This window comes from Fluoribacter dumoffii NY 23 (assembly GCF_000236165.1).
In the GTDB taxonomy this organism is placed as follows: Bacteria; Pseudomonadota; Gammaproteobacteria; order Legionellales; family Legionellaceae; genus Legionella; species Legionella dumoffii.
The window spans coordinates 3,312,807-3,329,640 of record NZ_CM001373.1; the positions used below are offsets into that span (position 1 = coordinate 3,312,807).

Here is a 16,834-nt window from a genome sequence, read left to right on the forward strand (position 1 = left end):
ACACTTTATTTCAGGATAAAAAATGGCAAAAAACACCCTTTTTAATTTTCTTTTTCACAATGAGGCAAATATTCAATTACCTCATGGACATAAATTAGTATTAGGCGTTAATAAAAGTAGCCAACACGCTTATTATCGTCTTGAGCTTCCAAGAGGACATTATCTTATAAAAGACGGGAAAAAAAACTTCCTGTTGGACAATCATCATATCAGTATTTATGAAAATGAATTTCGAGACGACCCCAAGTTAAGTCAATATCATTACACGGCTGAATTTCAATACCTTGGTGAAACCTATCGGCTCCATGTGTACTTTAATGCGTTTGATCAATTAAACCAAAACATTGCTTTCGAAAAATGGACTGAAGATGGCTATAAGACAGTAGACACCAAAAACATCAGGGAACAATTACTCATTTTAGCCCTAAATCATACAGAACCTTTGTTAAAAATGGTGAGACAACAACATCACCAAAAAATCAAAGAGCTTGAAAACCGTTACCAGGCGTGTGATGAAAAGCTCAACACATACTTTGATACAGAAACGTCAACGGCCGAAATTTTAAAAATAACAGAAGAAGCCTGTGAGATATTAAGGGAACTCCTTCCGCTTATCCGTTCTGCAAGCTATGCAGGAATTCTTAAATTTCATGAAGCAACGGTACGTGCCCTGAGAAAAATGGATACTACTCCATCTGAAAGTGGCCAACCCCTGGCCTCTAATGCAAATATTGCCCCTGAGTCCGAGGAGATGGTTGATATTCAAGATCCCGCCTCTTTAGCAGATGGTTCTCTGTTACAAACCAAAATTGAACAAGAAGAACTAAAGAAAACTCGGCAAACTCACCCCTCTGCACCATCTCAAAATCGAGCGCTCCATAAAGTAGAAGAAGAAATTCAGAAATTAAGTACTGAGTTTCAGGAGCTAAGCAAGGCTCCTATTGAAATTCAGGCTCAAAAAATTGAGCAATTACTGGCGAAAACTTATGAAATTAATTTGCTCTATGAACAAACGATCAAATTGAAATACCTGCCGCAGCTGGAGAAAATACGCCGCGGATTACAAAAATTAGAAGCCAATTTATTACCTGAGTTACTTTTCACAAATAAATTTGAATTGGCTGCTTTGTTAACTTCCGCCTTTTACCTATTACGTGCTGAAAAATATATGAGTGTTGCGCTGCAGACACGTAATGCAAAATTGCTTGATTTTTTATTGACGCATGGTGATATCGATATCAATCAGCAAACCGTTTCTGCCCGCAAAATTCAATTTCCATCTGCAGTGCATGCGTGCTTGCAATTGGATAGCCCCTCTACCCCGATGAGCGAATGCCTTTCTGTTCTTATTAAGCACGGCGCATCTCTTTTTGCGCCTGATAATAAAGGCCTGCCTCTTGTTTATTCTATCCTGGCAGAGGAAGCTCACCCTCTATACAAAGCGCTTTTTATGACACGAGAGAGAACGATTGACTCAGTTGACTTTTTTAAAAAATTAATTCCTTTGCTCAAGGCCTATTTAGAAACAGATACCCTCACTGATATAGAAAAAAATCGTATAGAATCCCAAATACACAGCTTTGAATACCAACTCGATATTTTGGAAAATGTTCAGTTGCAGGATCCGAGTTCACGGTTTTTAATGAAGCGGATAAATCATTTAGAAGAAAAATATTTGGGGGATCTAGTAAGAAAATTGCGACAGGATCCTGATGTAGTTGCGATAAACAAGAAACTCCAACTCGCAGCCAAGGTACTCAACTCCAAGATTAGTCGAGCACAACAACGACAAGCAAATATTATCTATTCGCAAAATTTTGATAATTTGGAAAAACTCTTATCCCGTGTAGATGTTAAAGAATTAGACTACGACCTTATTAAAGCCAGTGCCTTGGAAAGCCTAAATATCCAACTGCAATTGATTGAGGCTAAAGCTGAACTCTTGGATCTTCAGAAAGAAATAAGAAGGACTCCAGTGGTTAATAATGGAGGCAGGAAATACAAAGAACGCCTGAGGAGACAAGATGAATTACTAAGAGAAATACGTCAATTAGAGCAGAAGTATGCAGGCATGCAAAATATTGACGAGGTAAATCGTAGTTTAGAAGAACTTGAGTCCTTAAATACGGTGGTTGAATCCCTAGGTGAGCAATTAGAGAGTTTGGAAGGGGTGGCTCAGTTATTATCTCAATTTTCCAGTATTTTTTCCTCTAAAGGTATCAAATTGTCGATTACTGAAGAAAATGAAGATACTCTTACCTCTACTGAAGAAAATGAAGAAACTCACACCTCATCGGGATCTGAAAAGGAAATAGACGCCCCGTCCCCTTCTTCTCATTAATCTGTTATTGGGCGTAATGCAGCTATCCTTAAAGGAGAAGCATTACGCTTATTAGTGTGGGATTTAAAATTAAGGTAATGCAAAATGCCAATTCATTGCCTTGGACAGAGCTTCAAGCATCATTTCACCGCGGATACTGTTGCCCTTAGCATTGACTTTTGGACTTAAAACCACGATACCCGCTTTGCCGGGAACAACTGCGATGGTATAACCCGAAACGCCGCTTTTGGCCGGCATCCCGGTTTTAACCATATGGGTACCTGTTTCATCATATAGCCCGCATGTGGCCATAATTGCTAAAGTAATCTTACACGTTTCAAGAGAAATGATTTGCTCTCCACTTTCAGGATTTTTTCCCGCATTAGCTAATAAAGTGGGTAGAAAAAGCATTTGTTCCAATTTTGCTTCATAGGAGCATAAAGCAAAATATAAATCCAGTGTTTCATGGACATCTGATCCCAGGTTGTTTCTACTTTTCAATAAATAAGCAAGCGCCCGGTTACGATTTCCTGTACGCTTTTCTGAAGCAAATACCATAGGATTGATACTTAGGTGCTGGTTAAATAATTTTTGGGTCCAATGTTGAAGCCAGGCGAATTGTTGCTCCCCTTTTCCAGGAATATGCGAGCATAAGGTAATCGCCCCGGCATTGAGCATCGGATTTGATGGTTTGGGGCCAAATTGTTCCAGACGAGTGATAGAGGCAAAATCATCACCTGATGGCTCCACCTTAACCCAGTCAAATACCTGTTCCCCATATTCTTCAAGTAGCCCAATTAAAGGAATCATCTTGGCTGTACTTTGTAATGTGACAGGATTTAAAGGGCTATTACTGTAAGAAATAAGTTCTCCAGACAATGGCTGCACAGCAATTGCGGTCAAATTCTGATTCACATTAGCAAGCTCTGGAATATAATCTGCCGTTTTACCTTCCTGGTTTAACTCCGCAGCAGAAACCAAATCTTTTAATAAATTGATTGTAAGCAATGATGTCATAAAACCCTTAGACTGAAAAAGTCAGCCATTATGATAAATTTAGCACATTAAAACAAATAAATTCGCAGAAAGATTAATTAAAAACTAATAAAGCACAAGAGATCTTAATCTGTGCGAAATTCCAGCATTTTGCTTCCCACCAACCAGAATCTTCAAACTCAGTTGGATTTATTTGATGCAAATGAAGTGGGTTCCACCTCATTAAAATCTTATTAAAAGACCCAAATCTCGCTACGAATTTGCTGGTTAGATTAGGAGAAGCAAATTTACGGTAATGCTCGCTGAAAGTCATTTGCCCACTGGATTTATAAAAAACAGTAATTTAAGAAAGCAATGGCATATATGCGGTGCTCCCCATTAGGATTAACGAGATTTGTCTTTTTCCAGTGAATCTCTCCAGGCTTGCTCCTCAGACTCTGTCTCAAAAATCTCTTTGTCCGATTTTTCTCTGAGATCTGCCTCGACTTTGGTATGACGAGGAAAAGGCATACCGGGCTTATTTTGAATTTTATTAATGCGCTCCACTGCATGAGGTTGAGGATTGAGATAAATTTTCATAGAAAGTCCTTTAATAATTATAATAACTTAAGTATAGACCTTCCATGTGAAGCTGATTATTCCCAAAACCCCAACCAATCTCAGGGAAGTCAGTTATCGCCTTCCTTGAGTGAATTGCAAAAAGGGTTAATTCGTCCTGGGTGACCGGCTGTTGTAGGATGCGACTCGAGCACCCCATTCCAACAAATTTTTATTGCAATCATCTTTATCCAAAATCACTTCAATAAAGCATAAGGCATCTGTGTTCTTTGCCTCTTCAATCGCATCAAGAAGTGCCTGGTGGGTAGGTGCTTTGAAAGCTCGGGCTTTGGCTTGCTCCCCATTAAAAACTTCCACTAAGTCAGCATAACGCCAATTGTTAATTACATTATACGGACCATCATGAATTTGGACTTCAATTGTATATGAGGCATTATTCATTAAAAAGATAATAGGCTTAAACCCATAACGAATGAGTGTAGAAAGTTCCTGGGCACTCATCTGGAACGAGCCATCGCCAATTAAGGCTATAACACGTTTTTTATTATGCAGGGCTGCCTGCACTCCCAGAAGAGCACCTACAGACCACCCTATTGATCCGTATTGCATTTGAATTTCAAAAGGACAGTTTTCTGGCAAGTTAAGGCGCATCCCATTAAACCATGAATCCCCAGTTTCTGCTAAAACTGCGTAATCGCTACTTAAAAGTTTTTGAATTTGCCCAAAGAGAAAACGGGTCGTAAGTGGTGAATTTAAATCATCTGGCTCTTGATAGAGCGGAGCAGCTCCTGCGATGCGTTTGTATCCCTTAACGGAAGCATCATTAAATTTCAATTTTTCCTTTAAACCATTTAGAAATTCATTCATATAAACTTCTGTATATACTTTACCGGCAACAGATACACTTCCATCTGCAATAACAATGAGCTTTTTAGGTTGGATATTACACACATGGCCAACCGTTGTGTAATCATTAAAATTAGGCCCGATAAAGAAATATAAATCACTTGATTCGACAATTTCCCCGCATCCAGGCGAACTGACCGGCCCCCAGTAAATCCCAATATAATTGGGGTGTTGTTCTGAAACAAATCCTTTGGCATCAGGCATTGCTGCCAGGGCATAACCGCAAGATTGGCTTAAAGTTTCAATCATGGCCGTTGCTTCGCAGGCCCGGGATTTACTTCCTGCAACCAAAACCGGTTTGACTGCAGCATTGAGATGATTGGCCGCATCATCGATCGCCGCAGCAAGCGATGAAGTATCACTCAGTCGTTTGACGTTAAGGGCGCGTTGTGTCGGAGGGGAAACATTAGCCCCAGCAATATTGCAGGCAATTTCAATATAAACAGGTTTTTTCTTGTCCAGTGCAATCGCTATGGCTGTATCTATTTGCATAGGGGCATCGCTTGGCCTATGAATGAATACACTATGGGCGGTGATTTTCGCAAAAATTTCGCGAACATAACTGTAATTTTCTGTGGCTAACGTATGGTGTAAAATCTCTGCATCCTGTACCGAATTCGTATTAGGTCCCCCTGAAATCACGAGAATCGGCAGATTTTCAGCATAGGCCCCGGCGACTGCATTAACGGCACTTAAGCCACCAACGCTATAGGTCACCACCAAAGCAGAAACCCCTTTGATACGAGCATAACCGTCCGCAGCATATCCAGCATTTAATTCATTACAACAATTGATCATTCTAAGGGAGGAGTTTTTTAGCAATTCATCCAACAATCCCAAATTATAATCACCAGGAATTGCGAAATAATCATTCAGCCCTAACTCCTGAAAGCGTTTTGCAAGATATGTGCCTACAGTAGACATAAATAATCCTTTTCTTTAGATATACTGAGTGGGGGTTAAATTTATTATGGCAGCGGGTTGATCTTTCTTCAAGGAATCTTAATTGCCCCCGGTTATTTGTTCAAATGCAAAATAAAATAATCCCAAATCCTACGCCAAACATAAGTGCTAGTAAAATAAAGGGAATGGTTTGCATTAGGAACGATAAGCATATCAAAGTCTTTATCTGCTTTGATCAGGGCCTCTGCTAATTGTAACAGATTAGCGGGGTGAACATTATCATCCAACTCCCCGTGGATTAGAAACAAGTTCCCTTTAAGCGTATTGACTAACGGATAATTTGATTGCGCGGAATAATCTACCTCATCGGGCATCCCCTGATAGCGTTCACCCCAAAATGCCAAATAGCTGCGTAAATCCTGTAGACCTGAAACACAAACCCCTACCTTAAAGAAATCAGGATAAGCCAATAGCGCCCGGGTTGCGGCATATCCTCCAGCTGATTGTCCTATAATTCCTATTCGCTCCATGTCGATATAAGAATACTGCCGGGCTAAATATCTAATGGCCGCCATATGATCTTCCAATCCTCCAGCCGTTTCCAAATGCTGATAGGAGTATTCATGAAACTTTTTAGAGCGAAACGGCGTGCCACGCCCATCCACATTAATGACGATAAAACCTAACTCCGCTAAACTTTGTGCCGACCAGCACCCATATACGTATTCCGGAAGATCAAAACAGTAGCTTTTAGGTACTCGGGTCAACTGGGGTCCAGGGTAAATATCATCAATGAGGGGATATTTTTTCTGCGGATCGAAATCAGTAGGGAAATACATAAGCCCATAAATATCAGTTTCTCCGTCGGCGGCTTTGCAGCAAAAAGGCTGGGGGAATTTATATCCCAAGCCAAATAATTGGGAAAAATCAGCTTGTTCAAGGGTCGCAATCTCTTGCCCATCTGTAGCACGTAACTTTGTGGTGGGCAGGGAATCCATAGTCGAATAATAATCGATGAAATATTCCTGAGAGGGAGAGTAAACAATGGTGTGTTCTGCTGTCTCCGGGGTGAGCAATTGCACTTCACTTCCATCAAGGCGTGCACGGTATAAATAACGAAAATAAGGATCCGCATCAGGTTCTTTCCCATTTCCCAGCAAATAAATCCACCTATTGGCGGTATCAACATGGAATACCTTGCGTACAGTCCATTCCCCTTTGGTTATGGGATTTTTCAATGCTCCAGTCTGTAAATCATGCAAATAAAGATGAGGCCATCCGTTATGAGCAGACATCCAAATAAATTCATTCGTATCCTGAAGTATCCGGGTGTAATTCTCCCAAAGGATAAGTTGGCTTGGTTCGACAAACGTGTGAGACTTTTCAGTTAAAATAACTCGCTGTTGTTCGCGAGCAATGTCCAGCTCACAAAGAGAGAGTTGATGATTTCCTCGTTCTTCTTTTATAAAAAAGATTTTTTTGCTGTCCTCACTCCACCAAACATAACCTGCTTCAATTGGAGAGCCGACCAATGCCGGCATCAGGGGAGGCATGTCAATTTGTCGCAATTTCCTTTCTGAAACATCAAGCAAGCATAATTGGATTTCCGGAATGATTTCATCCCCTACCAAAGGCACATGCGCTTCAAAAACCTGCGGTCGCAACGAACCGTCCTCAGGAACATGTTGCAGCAAAGCCAATTTTTCAACGTGTTCCTGATTGCATTGGAATGTTACTAGCTTTTGTGAGTCAGGAGACCAGAGAGCCATTGGCGGAAGTATTGTTTGCATGCGCCGCAAGGTTAGGGACGTTAAATTGGTATCCGGGGAGGTAGCGTATGGATGAGTTCGACTGCCATCGGCAGTAAGTTGATACTCTTTTTGCTCCTCCAACGAAAGAAGATATAAATTATAGTCTTTAGTATAAATATCCCAGCGTTCATCAGGGGAGCGTATTCTGGACAAAAGCAGGGTGGGGACAAATCCCCAAATTTCCTTAATTGTCGGGCAATGGGTCATGGCAACCGGCTTGGCTTTATCCTGGATAAGTACCTTTTGCGAGGATCTATCGTATTGAAAAATAAATTCTCCGATATGAAGTTGCAAGAGATGGTCGTTTAAAAAAGTAATTGTCTCTACAGGTAAGCTCGAAGCATTTACCTCCTTATTCAGGTGTTCCGCGATTTTTTGGGCCAGAAATGAATGGTCAAAAGCAAGCTCCTTCTTTTTGCTGCGCAGATCAAAAACAAGATATTCATAACCTTCAGCAACATCATGCCGATAGCAAATAAGTTGTTCATCAGGCGACCATGCGATGGTCGGTTGCAGGTTTTTAATTAAACCCATAATATTCTGAGGAAGGAATTTTTTTGCCTTCTCATAACGCTGTGTATTGGCGTGTTCCATAGTTAGGCCTGCTGGTTTTGCGCTTGTTGCATCTTCGTCATCATTTCATTCAAATCACTATATACCCAAGCTTCACTTATTTGATGATTATTATCCAGTCGAAAAATGGTAATGCCACTATAAAATACGGGTATCCCGGTTGCAGGAATCCCTGAAAATTCATGGCGATGAGTTCCGTGACCATGCCAACGCGTTATCACTTTATCCCCGCTGACGAGCAGATCATCGATATAGTGCATCAGATCGGGAAAGGCTTTATACCATTGCAGCAGCGCTTCTTTAAAATTCTGCAAATTTGCAGCTTGCTCATAACTAAAATGGATTAAAGTATTTGCAGCAAAGAGCTCATCCGCCAAAGCAGCATTTTGTTGGTTCCACATTTCATTAAAAACCCTCCTCACCGTGTTTTCCAGTGCCGAACTCATATTCATTTACTCCTTTCCCATCCTGCTTATTAAGTACTCATCCATTATGCTGCGAACCTTGAGCTATGGATTTGCGATCCTGTTGTTTTGCAATAATTTGTTGAAACAAATCCTCATGGCGTCATATCAATTTTATCTTCTATTTTAAAACTCCGGAATAAATAGATATTCTTTAATTATAGACAAGCTTTCATTCTGTCAGGGCAACGAATCCGTTCTACATACGGTTGCAGCAATAGCTCCAACAGCTACTGTGACCCCCAATGCTAAGGCAGGCTTGAAAAACCCGAAGTGATTCAATTTTCTTTCCTCTTCATTCTTTTTGGGTTGCGGGATCATTGGAGGCCAGCTTCCCAGCTTGGCATCCGCCAACATCGTCGGGCCCAGGGGAGGACTTGCATTCACAATCATTCCTTTCCGGGCTTTGATTGATACCTTTGAAAAAGAAATATCATCTTTTTTTGCTTCCATAGTGTACTCCCCTGGCGGTACATTAATAAATGCCACTCCCCCATCTAGTGAAGTCGATTTTAAATTTCGTATAAAAGGATTTGTTTTGTGGATAATTGGGAAAATCCCGAAATAATAGGTTCTTACATTGACTTTAGGTGATAGGCTCACTGTAACTCCTTCCACACCTTGGGGAATATCATCCAGGGTAGTATTGGGTGGTGTCACGGTTGCAGCAATCTGACAGGCTTCCGGATTCTCACTTTCCCCCATGGCAAATGAAAGAAATTTATAAGCCATATTTGAAGGAACCTGGAAAGAAATATTCTTTAGAAAATTCGCATCGTTTATTCCCTGAGGAGGAACGATGACTGTTGCTGTTTGCGTTGTTTTATACCCGGTCCAAAAAGAGCCCGGTTTCTCAAAAACCAAAGTAATCGGTTCGCCCACAGGCCATTCAAAAGGACCAAATTTTCCGGCAGAATCAGTCTTAAATTTTAACTGTGGATTTTCAAGCACAGTAATTGTTGCATCTGCAATAGGTTGCCCGGAGATAAATGAACGCGCAAATCCCGATATCCATACGGTTTTTTTCATAATAAGTTCCTTTTAGAGAATAGCTTCGCTCCACTTTAATGGGTGCTGTTAAAAATAGGTAGACTCATTTATCTTTAGCAAAAATTACGGCATTTCTCCCCCAAAGTGCCGGGTTAAATAAATATTGAGTTTGGGTAAAATAAACTCGGGTTTGAGCTCTCTAAACAATTCAAGCGCCTTTTCCTTAAATTCCGTCTCAGGGGTGTTTTCATATAAATCAGTCTTAAAATCAGAAAGATGCACGGCAACATGATGCACCCCATCTTCAAAAGTGGACCACTCCTGTTTGGTTATCCAGGGAGAAAAAATTGTAAATGAAGGTTTGTTAAACGCTTTGGCAATATGTATTGCTCCGCCTTCGTTACCGATTATGGCATCACATTGGCTCATTATGGCAATAAACATTCTCAGGTCATAATTGGCTAGCTCAAGGAAAATATTTTTTCGAGCAAGTGGATTACATAATGTATATAGTTTTTGGGCGTCCTCTTTTTGATGGGGTAAAAAATTAAATAAAATATTTACATCCACCCGAGCCGTTATTTCATTAATTAAGGTTGCCATGTACTCCAGAGGATATGTTTTTAGAGGACAACTTCCAATAACATTGAGCATGAGGTTTTTCCTGTTAGGAATGCGATAGGTTTTAAAGAGAACAGCTGCTTGAAGTTTTTCCTCCTCAGCAAGATGGATTTGCGGATGGCGTTCCAGTAAAGTCCCGTTTAAAAAAGGTTGAATTAAAAGCAATTTTAAATCGATGATGCGGCCATGTTGGGTCACCTTTACAGCTTCCCGGGAAAGATTATCGGTATACAGAAAGGTTCGATATTTTTTCTTATAGGATATTCTTCTCTTGGCTGCGCAAAACATAACGATTAACCAGCTCTCCAACTTGGTGTACGCATCAATTACCACATCATAGTGCTCACGCCTGATTTGCAAGATGAGCTTGATAAAGGTGCGTGCACTTGCCCTATGCTCCGGATTAAGGGTAATCACCCGGTCAATGCTCGGATTTCCTTGTACTACAGGAAAAGCCTCCTTGTTAATTAAATAATGAATTTCAGCATGCGGGATTAAATTTCTTAAATTATTACAAATGATGCTGCTAAGCAGGACATCCCCAATTTTTTTATGTTGTAACACCAATATTTTCATTTTTAATCTTATTAAAACTCAAATCGAGAAACAGGATGAAATGACAATTTTTACAGTTTCCACCTACGATGCGCCCACCACCATTGCTCCGGGTGTTCGAGAATTAGTTGTTCCAATTTTTGATTATAGTTTAAGGTATTATTGTAAATAGCCTGCTCTTCATCAGGATTTGTCTCCCAAGGCAATGCTGGATGAAACTCGACCACATGTTTACCAGAAGGTTGACGATAACATGCTGCAGGGACAACTGGAGTTTGAAATTTATTTGCAAAAAAAGCCAGACTTCTATAAGTACCCGCTTTGGTATTAAAGAAATTTACGGCAATCCCCTCTTTGTTTTTAAGCTCCGCATGCTGATCCATGACAAAGAAAATCGTTTCTTTATTTTTTAACGCCTTAACTATTTTTAACGGGGCTCCAGTTTTATCAATTCTTTGCACTCCATAACGTTCACCCAGATTAAATGCGAAGCGCTCAAGCCATTTTACACGGATAGCCTTTCTAGTCGCATAAATTGAACCAAGCAATGGCTGCAGGCGGTCATTCACTAAATGAACAGCTAACTCCCAATTACCTAAATGCCCCGTAAGCACAAAACATCCACGTCCCTGTTTTTTAGCTGCCAACAGATGCTCAACGCCCCTAATCTCAACCCAATGCTCTGGGCGCTTTGCCAACCAGTTCATAAAAAGTAATTCTTTTATCAAAGTAGCTACATGGGAATAATAAGCTTTGGCCAAGCGTTTTTTTTCTTTTGTGGAAAGCTCATTTTTAAAAACCCGATCGATATTAGCCAAAACAATGGGTCTGCGAAGGGGGACGAGATGATAAAAAAGAAATCCTGCTAAACTCACCCTAAATTGAGACCTCAACTCACCCATCCCTGCTCCTCTTACCATCGTTTATAAGACCACAACCATTGTTCAGGATGAGCAAGAAGCATCTCCTCCAGGCGTTTATTGTACTTTTCTGTATTTTCCAGATAGGCCTGTTTTTTGTCTTTCAAGGGATCAGCGGGGATTTCAGGATAAAATTCTATGATGTGTTGTTTTTTGTTTAATCGATAAAAGCTTACAGACAAAACGGGACAATTCAGTCGATAAGCTAAATGGGCAAGGCTTGCATAAGTCTTACTTGATTGCCCCAGAAAATTTGTTCTTAAACTGGAGCGACTGTGACAAGGTGGTCTCAAATCAAAAGGAAAGAAAACAACATCCTTACTTTTTAATGCGAAACGGGACTCTGCCAGCGCATTGTTTTTGTTTATTATCTTAAAGCCTGCCTTCTCAAATCGTCCCCAAAAAATAGAGTTCAGAAATTGAATTCTCAATAATTTGCGTACACAATAAAAATCAGCTCCTCCTTTTTTAACCAGCTTCGGGAAAAACAGCGGGGCAAACTCCCAATTACCCAAGTGACCGGTTAAAACAAGAGCGCCTTTTCCTTTTTGCAATGCACTGTAGAGATGTTCGCCCCCCAGAATTTTAACCCTTTTTTGCAGTAACTTTTTACTTAGGAAATTCAAGAAAAACAGTTCTTTAAAACAAAGAACAATATGCGAGTAATAAGCAACTGCAAGACGTTTTTTTTCGTAAGAGGAAAGAAGATTATTGAATACCCGGTCAATATTTTGCTGAGCAATGCTGTACTTTGCCGGCATCAGGAAGTAAATAAACCATCCAGCCCAACTCACTGGAAGAACATTAAAATTGCGTTTCAACTCGAGCATTTAACATCCCAATCTAATGGATTGAAACAAGCAGCAAATTTGTTTGTGCAGTCTACCTGCGGTGATTTGGAAAGTAAAATAATATTTGGCTTTTGCATTCCAGTTAAGTAATATCAGCGCATTAAAATACCAGGTATTGATACATATGGAGACAAGTAAAACTCCAACTCGTATTGCAATCGTCGCAGGAGAGGCGTCGGGCGACTTATTAGGGGCAGGATTAATACGCGAGCTAAAAAAGCATCTGCCTTTGATTGAATGGATGGGTATTGGCGGCCCCGAGATGATACGCGAAGGTTTTAACTCCCTAATCAACATACAGCGGCTATCAGTAATGGGGATTAGTGATACCCTGCTTCATTACCCCAAATTATTGCAAATTCGAAAAATGCTTAACAAGGAATGGAAAAAAAATCCTCCTGATGTATTTATTGGCATTGATTATCCCTATTTTAATTTGTCCTTGGAGTTACGCCTGAAGAAATTGGGAATTAAAACAGTGCATTTAGTCAGCCCTAAAATCTGGGCCTGGCGCCAAAAAAGAGTTTTCTATATCAAGGAAGCAGTTGATTTAATGCTTACTTTATTTCCTTTTGAAGAAAATTTATATAAAAAATATGATGTGCCCGTACGCTATATAGGCCATCCTCTGGCGGATCAAATTGAATTAAACATAGAGGCAGAGCCCGTCAGGAAACAACTTGGTTTTTTACCCCAAGATAAAATAATAAGTGTTTTGCCCGGGAGCAGGGCGAGTGAAATAAAATATATGGGCCCCCTGTTTATTGATGTAATGCACGAACTCAACAAACACATGCCCGAACTTCAGTTTGTCGTGCCAACAGCCAATGCCAATCTAAAAGCACTTTTTAGCGAGCAGATACAGAAAAAAGGGTATAATTTAAAGCTTAAAATTCTCGATGGACAATCCCGCGAGGCATTAATTGCTGCGGATTTTGCTTTGGTTAAATCAGGAACGGCCACACTGGAGGCCATGTTATTAAAACGCCCTATGGTGGTTGCTTTTAAATGGAGTGCCCTGAATCACGCGATTATCGCACCTCAACTAAAAATTCCCTACATCTCCTTACCTAATATTTTAGCCAATCAACAATTAATACCTGAGTTTATTCAATCCGAAGCATTGGTCCAACCGATTGCACATAAAATCCTACAGCTTTTTCAATCAGCTGCCAGCGAAGCTCTTAAGACACAGTTTGCATCCATCCATCGGCATTTAAGGCAAAACGCAAATCAACAAGCAGCCTTGGCTATTTCTCAGCTTCTGGAATCGTGTCGTTCTTGATCCGTTTCTTTAAAAAATGGGTTTGTCGATGCCATTCCCGATCAGGTAAGGCAGGATATCCTCCCACTCTGGCTCCCGCAGGCACATCTTGGACTGCAGTCGAACCCACCAAAACCGTAGCACGCTCGCCAATAGTTAAGTGGCCGCTGATTCCCACTTTACCGGCCAAGGTAACATATTCACCAAGCTGACTGCTGCCAGCAATACCGACTTGGCCACAAAGTATCGACCCCTTACCTATTTTTACATTGTGGCCAATCTGGATTTGATTATCCAAACGGCACCAGTCCCCAATTTCAGTATTATCCATGGAACCTCGATCAATACATGTATTGGCACCAATTTCGACATTATTTCCTATTATCACCCCGCCTGCCTGGGGTATTTTATAATAACCGTGCTCGTCTCCGGCAAAGCCGAACCCATCCTGACCAATACGAGCCCCAGGATAGATTAATACCTTGTTTCCCATAACCGTATGACTGATGCTGACATTATTTTCAATGCAGCAATCATCCCCAATAACTACCCTATCTCCGATAAAAGTATTCACGCCTATTTTGCACCGCGCTCCTATCCGCACGCCTTCACCTATATAGGCGCCATGCGCTATGTGACAACCTGCACCAACTACCGCACTCACAGCTATAAACGCAGAGGAAGCAATAAAGGGTTTAACAGCATCTGGAGGATAGAATACTTGCGCAATAAGAGCGTATGCTTTATAGGGATTACTATGAACCAGCAGATGCATGTGCCTGGGAGCATATTGGGCGTAATTGGGCGAAACAATGCATGCTCCAGCCTGTGAGGATTTAAGTGCTTTAAGATATCTTTTCTCATGCAACATGGATAACTGATGTTTTTGGGCCTTCGCAAGCGGTGCAACATCAGAAACAAGATATGTGGCTCCCTCCGGATGCTGCAGAGATGCCCCGGAACACTCAGCTAAATGCGCTAAACTAAAAGGGCCTTGGGGGGTTGAAAATCGAATCGACACAATTTATACCTTCCATTAATAACGGTAAAATCCGCGGGTTGACCCTTTTAGGAAGCGCACTATGCAGGCAACATCCGCATTATCCGCAAAATCATTCTGTACCTGCTCTATCGCATCAGCAATACTTGCTCCTTTTTGAAATAGGGTTTTATAGGCACGTTTAATGCAACTTTTTGCTTCCGGAGAATATTCAAGCCGGCGCAAACGTTCCATATTAATACCATATAATTTTGCCGGATTACCTGTTACTAAGGTATAAGGACAAACATCTTTAGTAATTAAACTCAAAGCGCCTATCATGGACATGCGGCCTAATTGAATAAACTGATGCAAGCCACATAAAGCACCTACAGTAACCCAATCCTCGATAATGACATGACCGCCTATAGCTACGGCATTGGAAATAACGTTATGATTGCCGATGAGTACGTCATGGCCTACATGGGCTGAAATCATGAGAACATTATGATTGCCGATACAGGTCTTACCGCCCCCGCCTCGTGTTCCACGATTTATGGTGACGTATTCCCGAATAATATTATCATCACCGATGAATACCTTGCTGATTTCCCCATTAAACTTGAGATCCTGAGGGATGCCGCCAATAATTGACCCGGTCCCAATCTGGTTACGCTCCCCAATTTCAGTCCAACCTTCAATAGTTACATGTGAAGCGATTGATGTTCCTTGAGCAATTCTAACGTTTTCACCAATAATAGAATAAGGCCCTATGGAAACATTAGGGCCAATTTTAGCTCCGGGAGCGATCAAAGCTGTTGGATGAATTTGATTCGGAGTGGGTATTAGATTATTTGCTAAATGGTCTAATTGACTCACCAGCATGTTTACCTCCACAACTAAAATCAATACAACAGACCTTAAAGGTATTACTGATTAACCACTAACACATATAGCTCATTTTTATGAACACATCGCGAACAGCAAATCTTTGAGCAATGACCAGTGTATTTTGGGTACCGCTGCTGCGGATCGCATCAGCATTGACGTGGGACCAATACTGCTCAGTATTAATACCGCCCTTGATACCAAAACTGCTGCCATTATGAAAAGGAATCTGTGCTGCGATCGCCAAATTTGAACCCACTACAACGGATGCCCAAAGAGTGGTTGGCGTGGCTTGCTCATAACTGTAATGGGTTGTGGATACGATACCGGGGTAGTTTGGAATAATCCCTGTGGTATTCAAATCCTCATCCCATTTAGAACTGTATGAACCACCCAGAAGTGCTGCAGATACATCACCAACAAGACTAATATAGCGATTAAGACTCCAGGTGGCACCCATACCTATTTGTGGACCAATTCCGAAATATTTTGCTGAATAATCAATCTGGTCGTCTAATGGAGCTTCCAGTGGATTAAATTCCACATCAACATAGGCCATGGTTCCTTCGTAATCAGCAGAAAAACCTTTTTTAAATTCAGAAGCTTTAATACCGTAATAACGGGAAAAATGTACATTATTCAAAAAAGTGCTTTGAAAAAAGCGATGAGTCAATAATTCTACTGTTTGGAAATCATAATGGGAACTGACCGCAGCAGTGGCATCACGAATTTGCTGGCCACCAGGAATAATTGGATCGGTTGGATTAAAAAAAGGATTGGTCTGGGCAATTTGACTCAAACGGTTTACTATCACACCATTTGTGCCAGTATTTCCAATTTCATTAAATCCTTTATTTTTCAGGTTGGTATAGGTTAGCGTCACATCATGATCCATTTGGGGACCAAATTTATAGCCTACGCCCACTAGAAACCCCCAACGCGAATCAAGATTTATTTGGTGGGAATTCGTACTCCCATCTGCAAAAATTGTTTCGGCATATAAAGTTTTATTAATTCCTTCATCACTTAAAGAGCCATATATAGGTGCACCAGTAACGAAAAAACCTTTTGTAAGATCTTGACTACTGCCTAAAGTACCAGCAAAAGTCAGGGTGCTGTTAACAAGTAGCAAGCTGCAAAGAAATTTCCTTTTTAAAATAATCACGTTGACTCCATTAACTAAATTACAAATAAACTTAAAAGCAGAATATTTTCTGCTGCTATAGGTTAACAGA

The 16,834-nt window shown here is 40.8% G+C and carries 14 protein-coding genes; 2 read left to right on the forward strand and 12 right to left on the reverse strand.

The genetic code is table 11. From position 1 onward, the window contains the following. Positions 1-22: 22 nt before the first annotated feature. Positions 23-2,341, forward strand: coding sequence for a SurA N-terminal domain-containing protein (locus tag KYQ_RS15100; protein WP_010654971.1), 2,319 nt, complete (start codon positions 23-25; stop codon positions 2,339-2,341). Positions 2,342-2,410: 69 nt separating this feature from the next. Here KYQ_RS15100 and glsA read toward each other — a convergent pair whose 3' ends face one another. The 9 genes from glsA to KYQ_RS15150 form a co-directional block, all read right to left on the reverse strand. Then, a complete protein-coding gene (glsA, locus tag KYQ_RS15105; protein WP_010654972.1) occupies positions 2,411-3,337 on the reverse strand; it encodes a glutaminase A in 927 nt (308 codons plus the stop codon). A 363-nt stretch (positions 3,338-3,700) separates the two neighbouring features. Then, positions 3,701-3,895: a hypothetical protein gene (locus KYQ_RS15115; protein ID WP_010654973.1), complete on the reverse strand. Its 195-nt coding sequence runs from the start codon at positions 3,893-3,895 to the stop codon at positions 3,701-3,703. Between the two features lie 126 nt (positions 3,896-4,021). After that, positions 4,022-5,704 carry a thiamine pyrophosphate-binding protein gene (locus KYQ_RS15120; protein WP_010654974.1) on the reverse strand — a complete coding sequence of 561 codons (1,683 nt, stop codon included), beginning with the start codon at positions 5,702-5,704 and terminating at the stop codon, positions 4,022-4,024. Between the two features lie 92 nt (positions 5,705-5,796). Further along, the gene (locus KYQ_RS15125) at positions 5,797-8,088 is read right to left on the reverse strand and encodes a S9 family peptidase (RefSeq protein ID WP_010654975.1); all 2,292 of its coding nucleotides are present in this window, start codon (positions 8,086-8,088) and stop codon (positions 5,797-5,799) included. Between the two features lie 2 nt (positions 8,089-8,090). Then, a complete protein-coding gene (locus tag KYQ_RS15130) occupies positions 8,091-8,519 on the reverse strand; it encodes an ester cyclase (RefSeq protein WP_231294567.1) in 429 nt (142 codons plus the stop codon). 192 nt (positions 8,520-8,711) lie between these two features. Next, positions 8,712-9,560 carry a carboxypeptidase-like regulatory domain-containing protein gene (locus KYQ_RS15135; RefSeq protein WP_010654977.1) on the reverse strand — a complete coding sequence of 283 codons (849 nt, stop codon included), beginning with the start codon at positions 9,558-9,560 and terminating at the stop codon, positions 8,712-8,714. 84 nt (positions 9,561-9,644) lie between these two features. Beyond that, a complete protein-coding gene (locus KYQ_RS15140; RefSeq protein ID WP_010654978.1) occupies positions 9,645-10,718 on the reverse strand; it encodes a glycosyltransferase family 9 protein in 1,074 nt (357 codons plus the stop codon). 50 nt (positions 10,719-10,768) lie between these two features. Then, positions 10,769-11,599: a lysophospholipid acyltransferase family protein gene (locus KYQ_RS15145; protein ID WP_010654979.1), complete on the reverse strand. Its 831-nt coding sequence runs from the start codon at positions 11,597-11,599 to the stop codon at positions 10,769-10,771. An 11-nt stretch (positions 11,600-11,610) separates the two neighbouring features. Continuing rightward, entirely contained in the window at positions 11,611-12,447 is an 837-nt protein-coding gene (locus KYQ_RS15150) for a lysophospholipid acyltransferase family protein (protein WP_010654980.1), read from the reverse strand. Positions 12,448-12,592: 145 nt separating this feature from the next. On the opposite strand from KYQ_RS15150, the gene lpxB reads away from it, so the two are divergent. Then, a complete protein-coding gene (lpxB, locus tag KYQ_RS15155) occupies positions 12,593-13,753 on the forward strand; it encodes a lipid-A-disaccharide synthase (RefSeq protein ID WP_019350248.1) in 1,161 nt (386 codons plus the stop codon). Here the strand turns inward: lpxB and lpxD are convergent. Genes lpxD through KYQ_RS15170 form a run of 3 tightly spaced genes read right to left on the reverse strand, consistent with a single transcriptional unit; the run spans position 13,719 to position 16,764 of the window. Next, positions 13,719-14,756, reverse strand: coding sequence for a UDP-3-O-(3-hydroxymyristoyl)glucosamine N-acyltransferase (gene lpxD, locus KYQ_RS15160; protein ID WP_029489069.1), 1,038 nt, complete (start codon positions 14,754-14,756; stop codon positions 13,719-13,721). The two genes, lpxB and lpxD, sit on opposite strands and share 35 nt — an antisense overlap. Positions 14,757-14,768: 12 nt before the next feature. Then, positions 14,769-15,596: an acyl-ACP--UDP-N-acetylglucosamine O-acyltransferase gene (gene lpxA / locus KYQ_RS15165; protein ID WP_010654983.1), complete on the reverse strand. Its 828-nt coding sequence runs from the start codon at positions 15,594-15,596 to the stop codon at positions 14,769-14,771. A 58-nt stretch (positions 15,597-15,654) separates the two neighbouring features. Further along, complete coding sequence (locus KYQ_RS15170; RefSeq protein ID WP_010654984.1) at positions 15,655-16,764, reverse strand: Lpg1974 family pore-forming outer membrane protein; 1,110 nt, start codon at positions 16,762-16,764, stop codon at positions 15,655-15,657. Between the last annotated feature and the right edge of the window lie 70 nt (positions 16,765-16,834).

Bases quoted from the DNA above. Each gene is read 5' to 3' on its own strand.
- KYQ_RS15100 (WP_010654971.1), top strand. From the start codon at position 23: ATGGCAAAAAACACCCTTTTTAATTTTCTTTTTCACAATGAGGCAAAT.
- glsA (WP_010654972.1), bottom strand. From the start codon at position 3,337: ATGACATCATTGCTTACAATCAATTTATTAAAAGATTTGGTTTCTGCT.
- KYQ_RS15115 (WP_010654973.1), bottom strand. From the start codon at position 3,895: ATGAAAATTTATCTCAATCCTCAACCTCATGCAGTGGAGCGCATTAAT.
- KYQ_RS15120 (WP_010654974.1), bottom strand. From the start codon at position 5,704: ATGTCTACTGTAGGCACATATCTTGCAAAACGCTTTCAGGAGTTAGGG.
- KYQ_RS15125 (WP_010654975.1), bottom strand. From the start codon at position 8,088: ATGGAACACGCCAATACACAGCGTTATGAGAAGGCAAAAAAATTCCTT.
- KYQ_RS15130 (WP_231294567.1), bottom strand. From the start codon at position 8,519: ATGAATATGAGTTCGGCACTGGAAAACACGGTGAGGAGGGTTTTTAAT.
- KYQ_RS15135 (WP_010654977.1), bottom strand. From the start codon at position 9,560: ATGAAAAAAACCGTATGGATATCGGGATTTGCGCGTTCATTTATCTCC.
- KYQ_RS15140 (WP_010654978.1), bottom strand. From the start codon at position 10,718: ATGAAAATATTGGTGTTACAACATAAAAAAATTGGGGATGTCCTGCTT.
- KYQ_RS15145 (WP_010654979.1), bottom strand. From the start codon at position 11,599: ATGGGTGAGTTGAGGTCTCAATTTAGGGTGAGTTTAGCAGGATTTCTT.
- KYQ_RS15150 (WP_010654980.1), bottom strand. From the start codon at position 12,447: ATGCTCGAGTTGAAACGCAATTTTAATGTTCTTCCAGTGAGTTGGGCT.
- lpxB (WP_019350248.1), top strand. From the start codon at position 12,593: ATGGAGACAAGTAAAACTCCAACTCGTATTGCAATCGTCGCAGGAGAG.
- lpxA (WP_010654983.1), bottom strand. From the start codon at position 15,596: ATGCTGGTGAGTCAATTAGACCATTTAGCAAATAATCTAATACCCACT.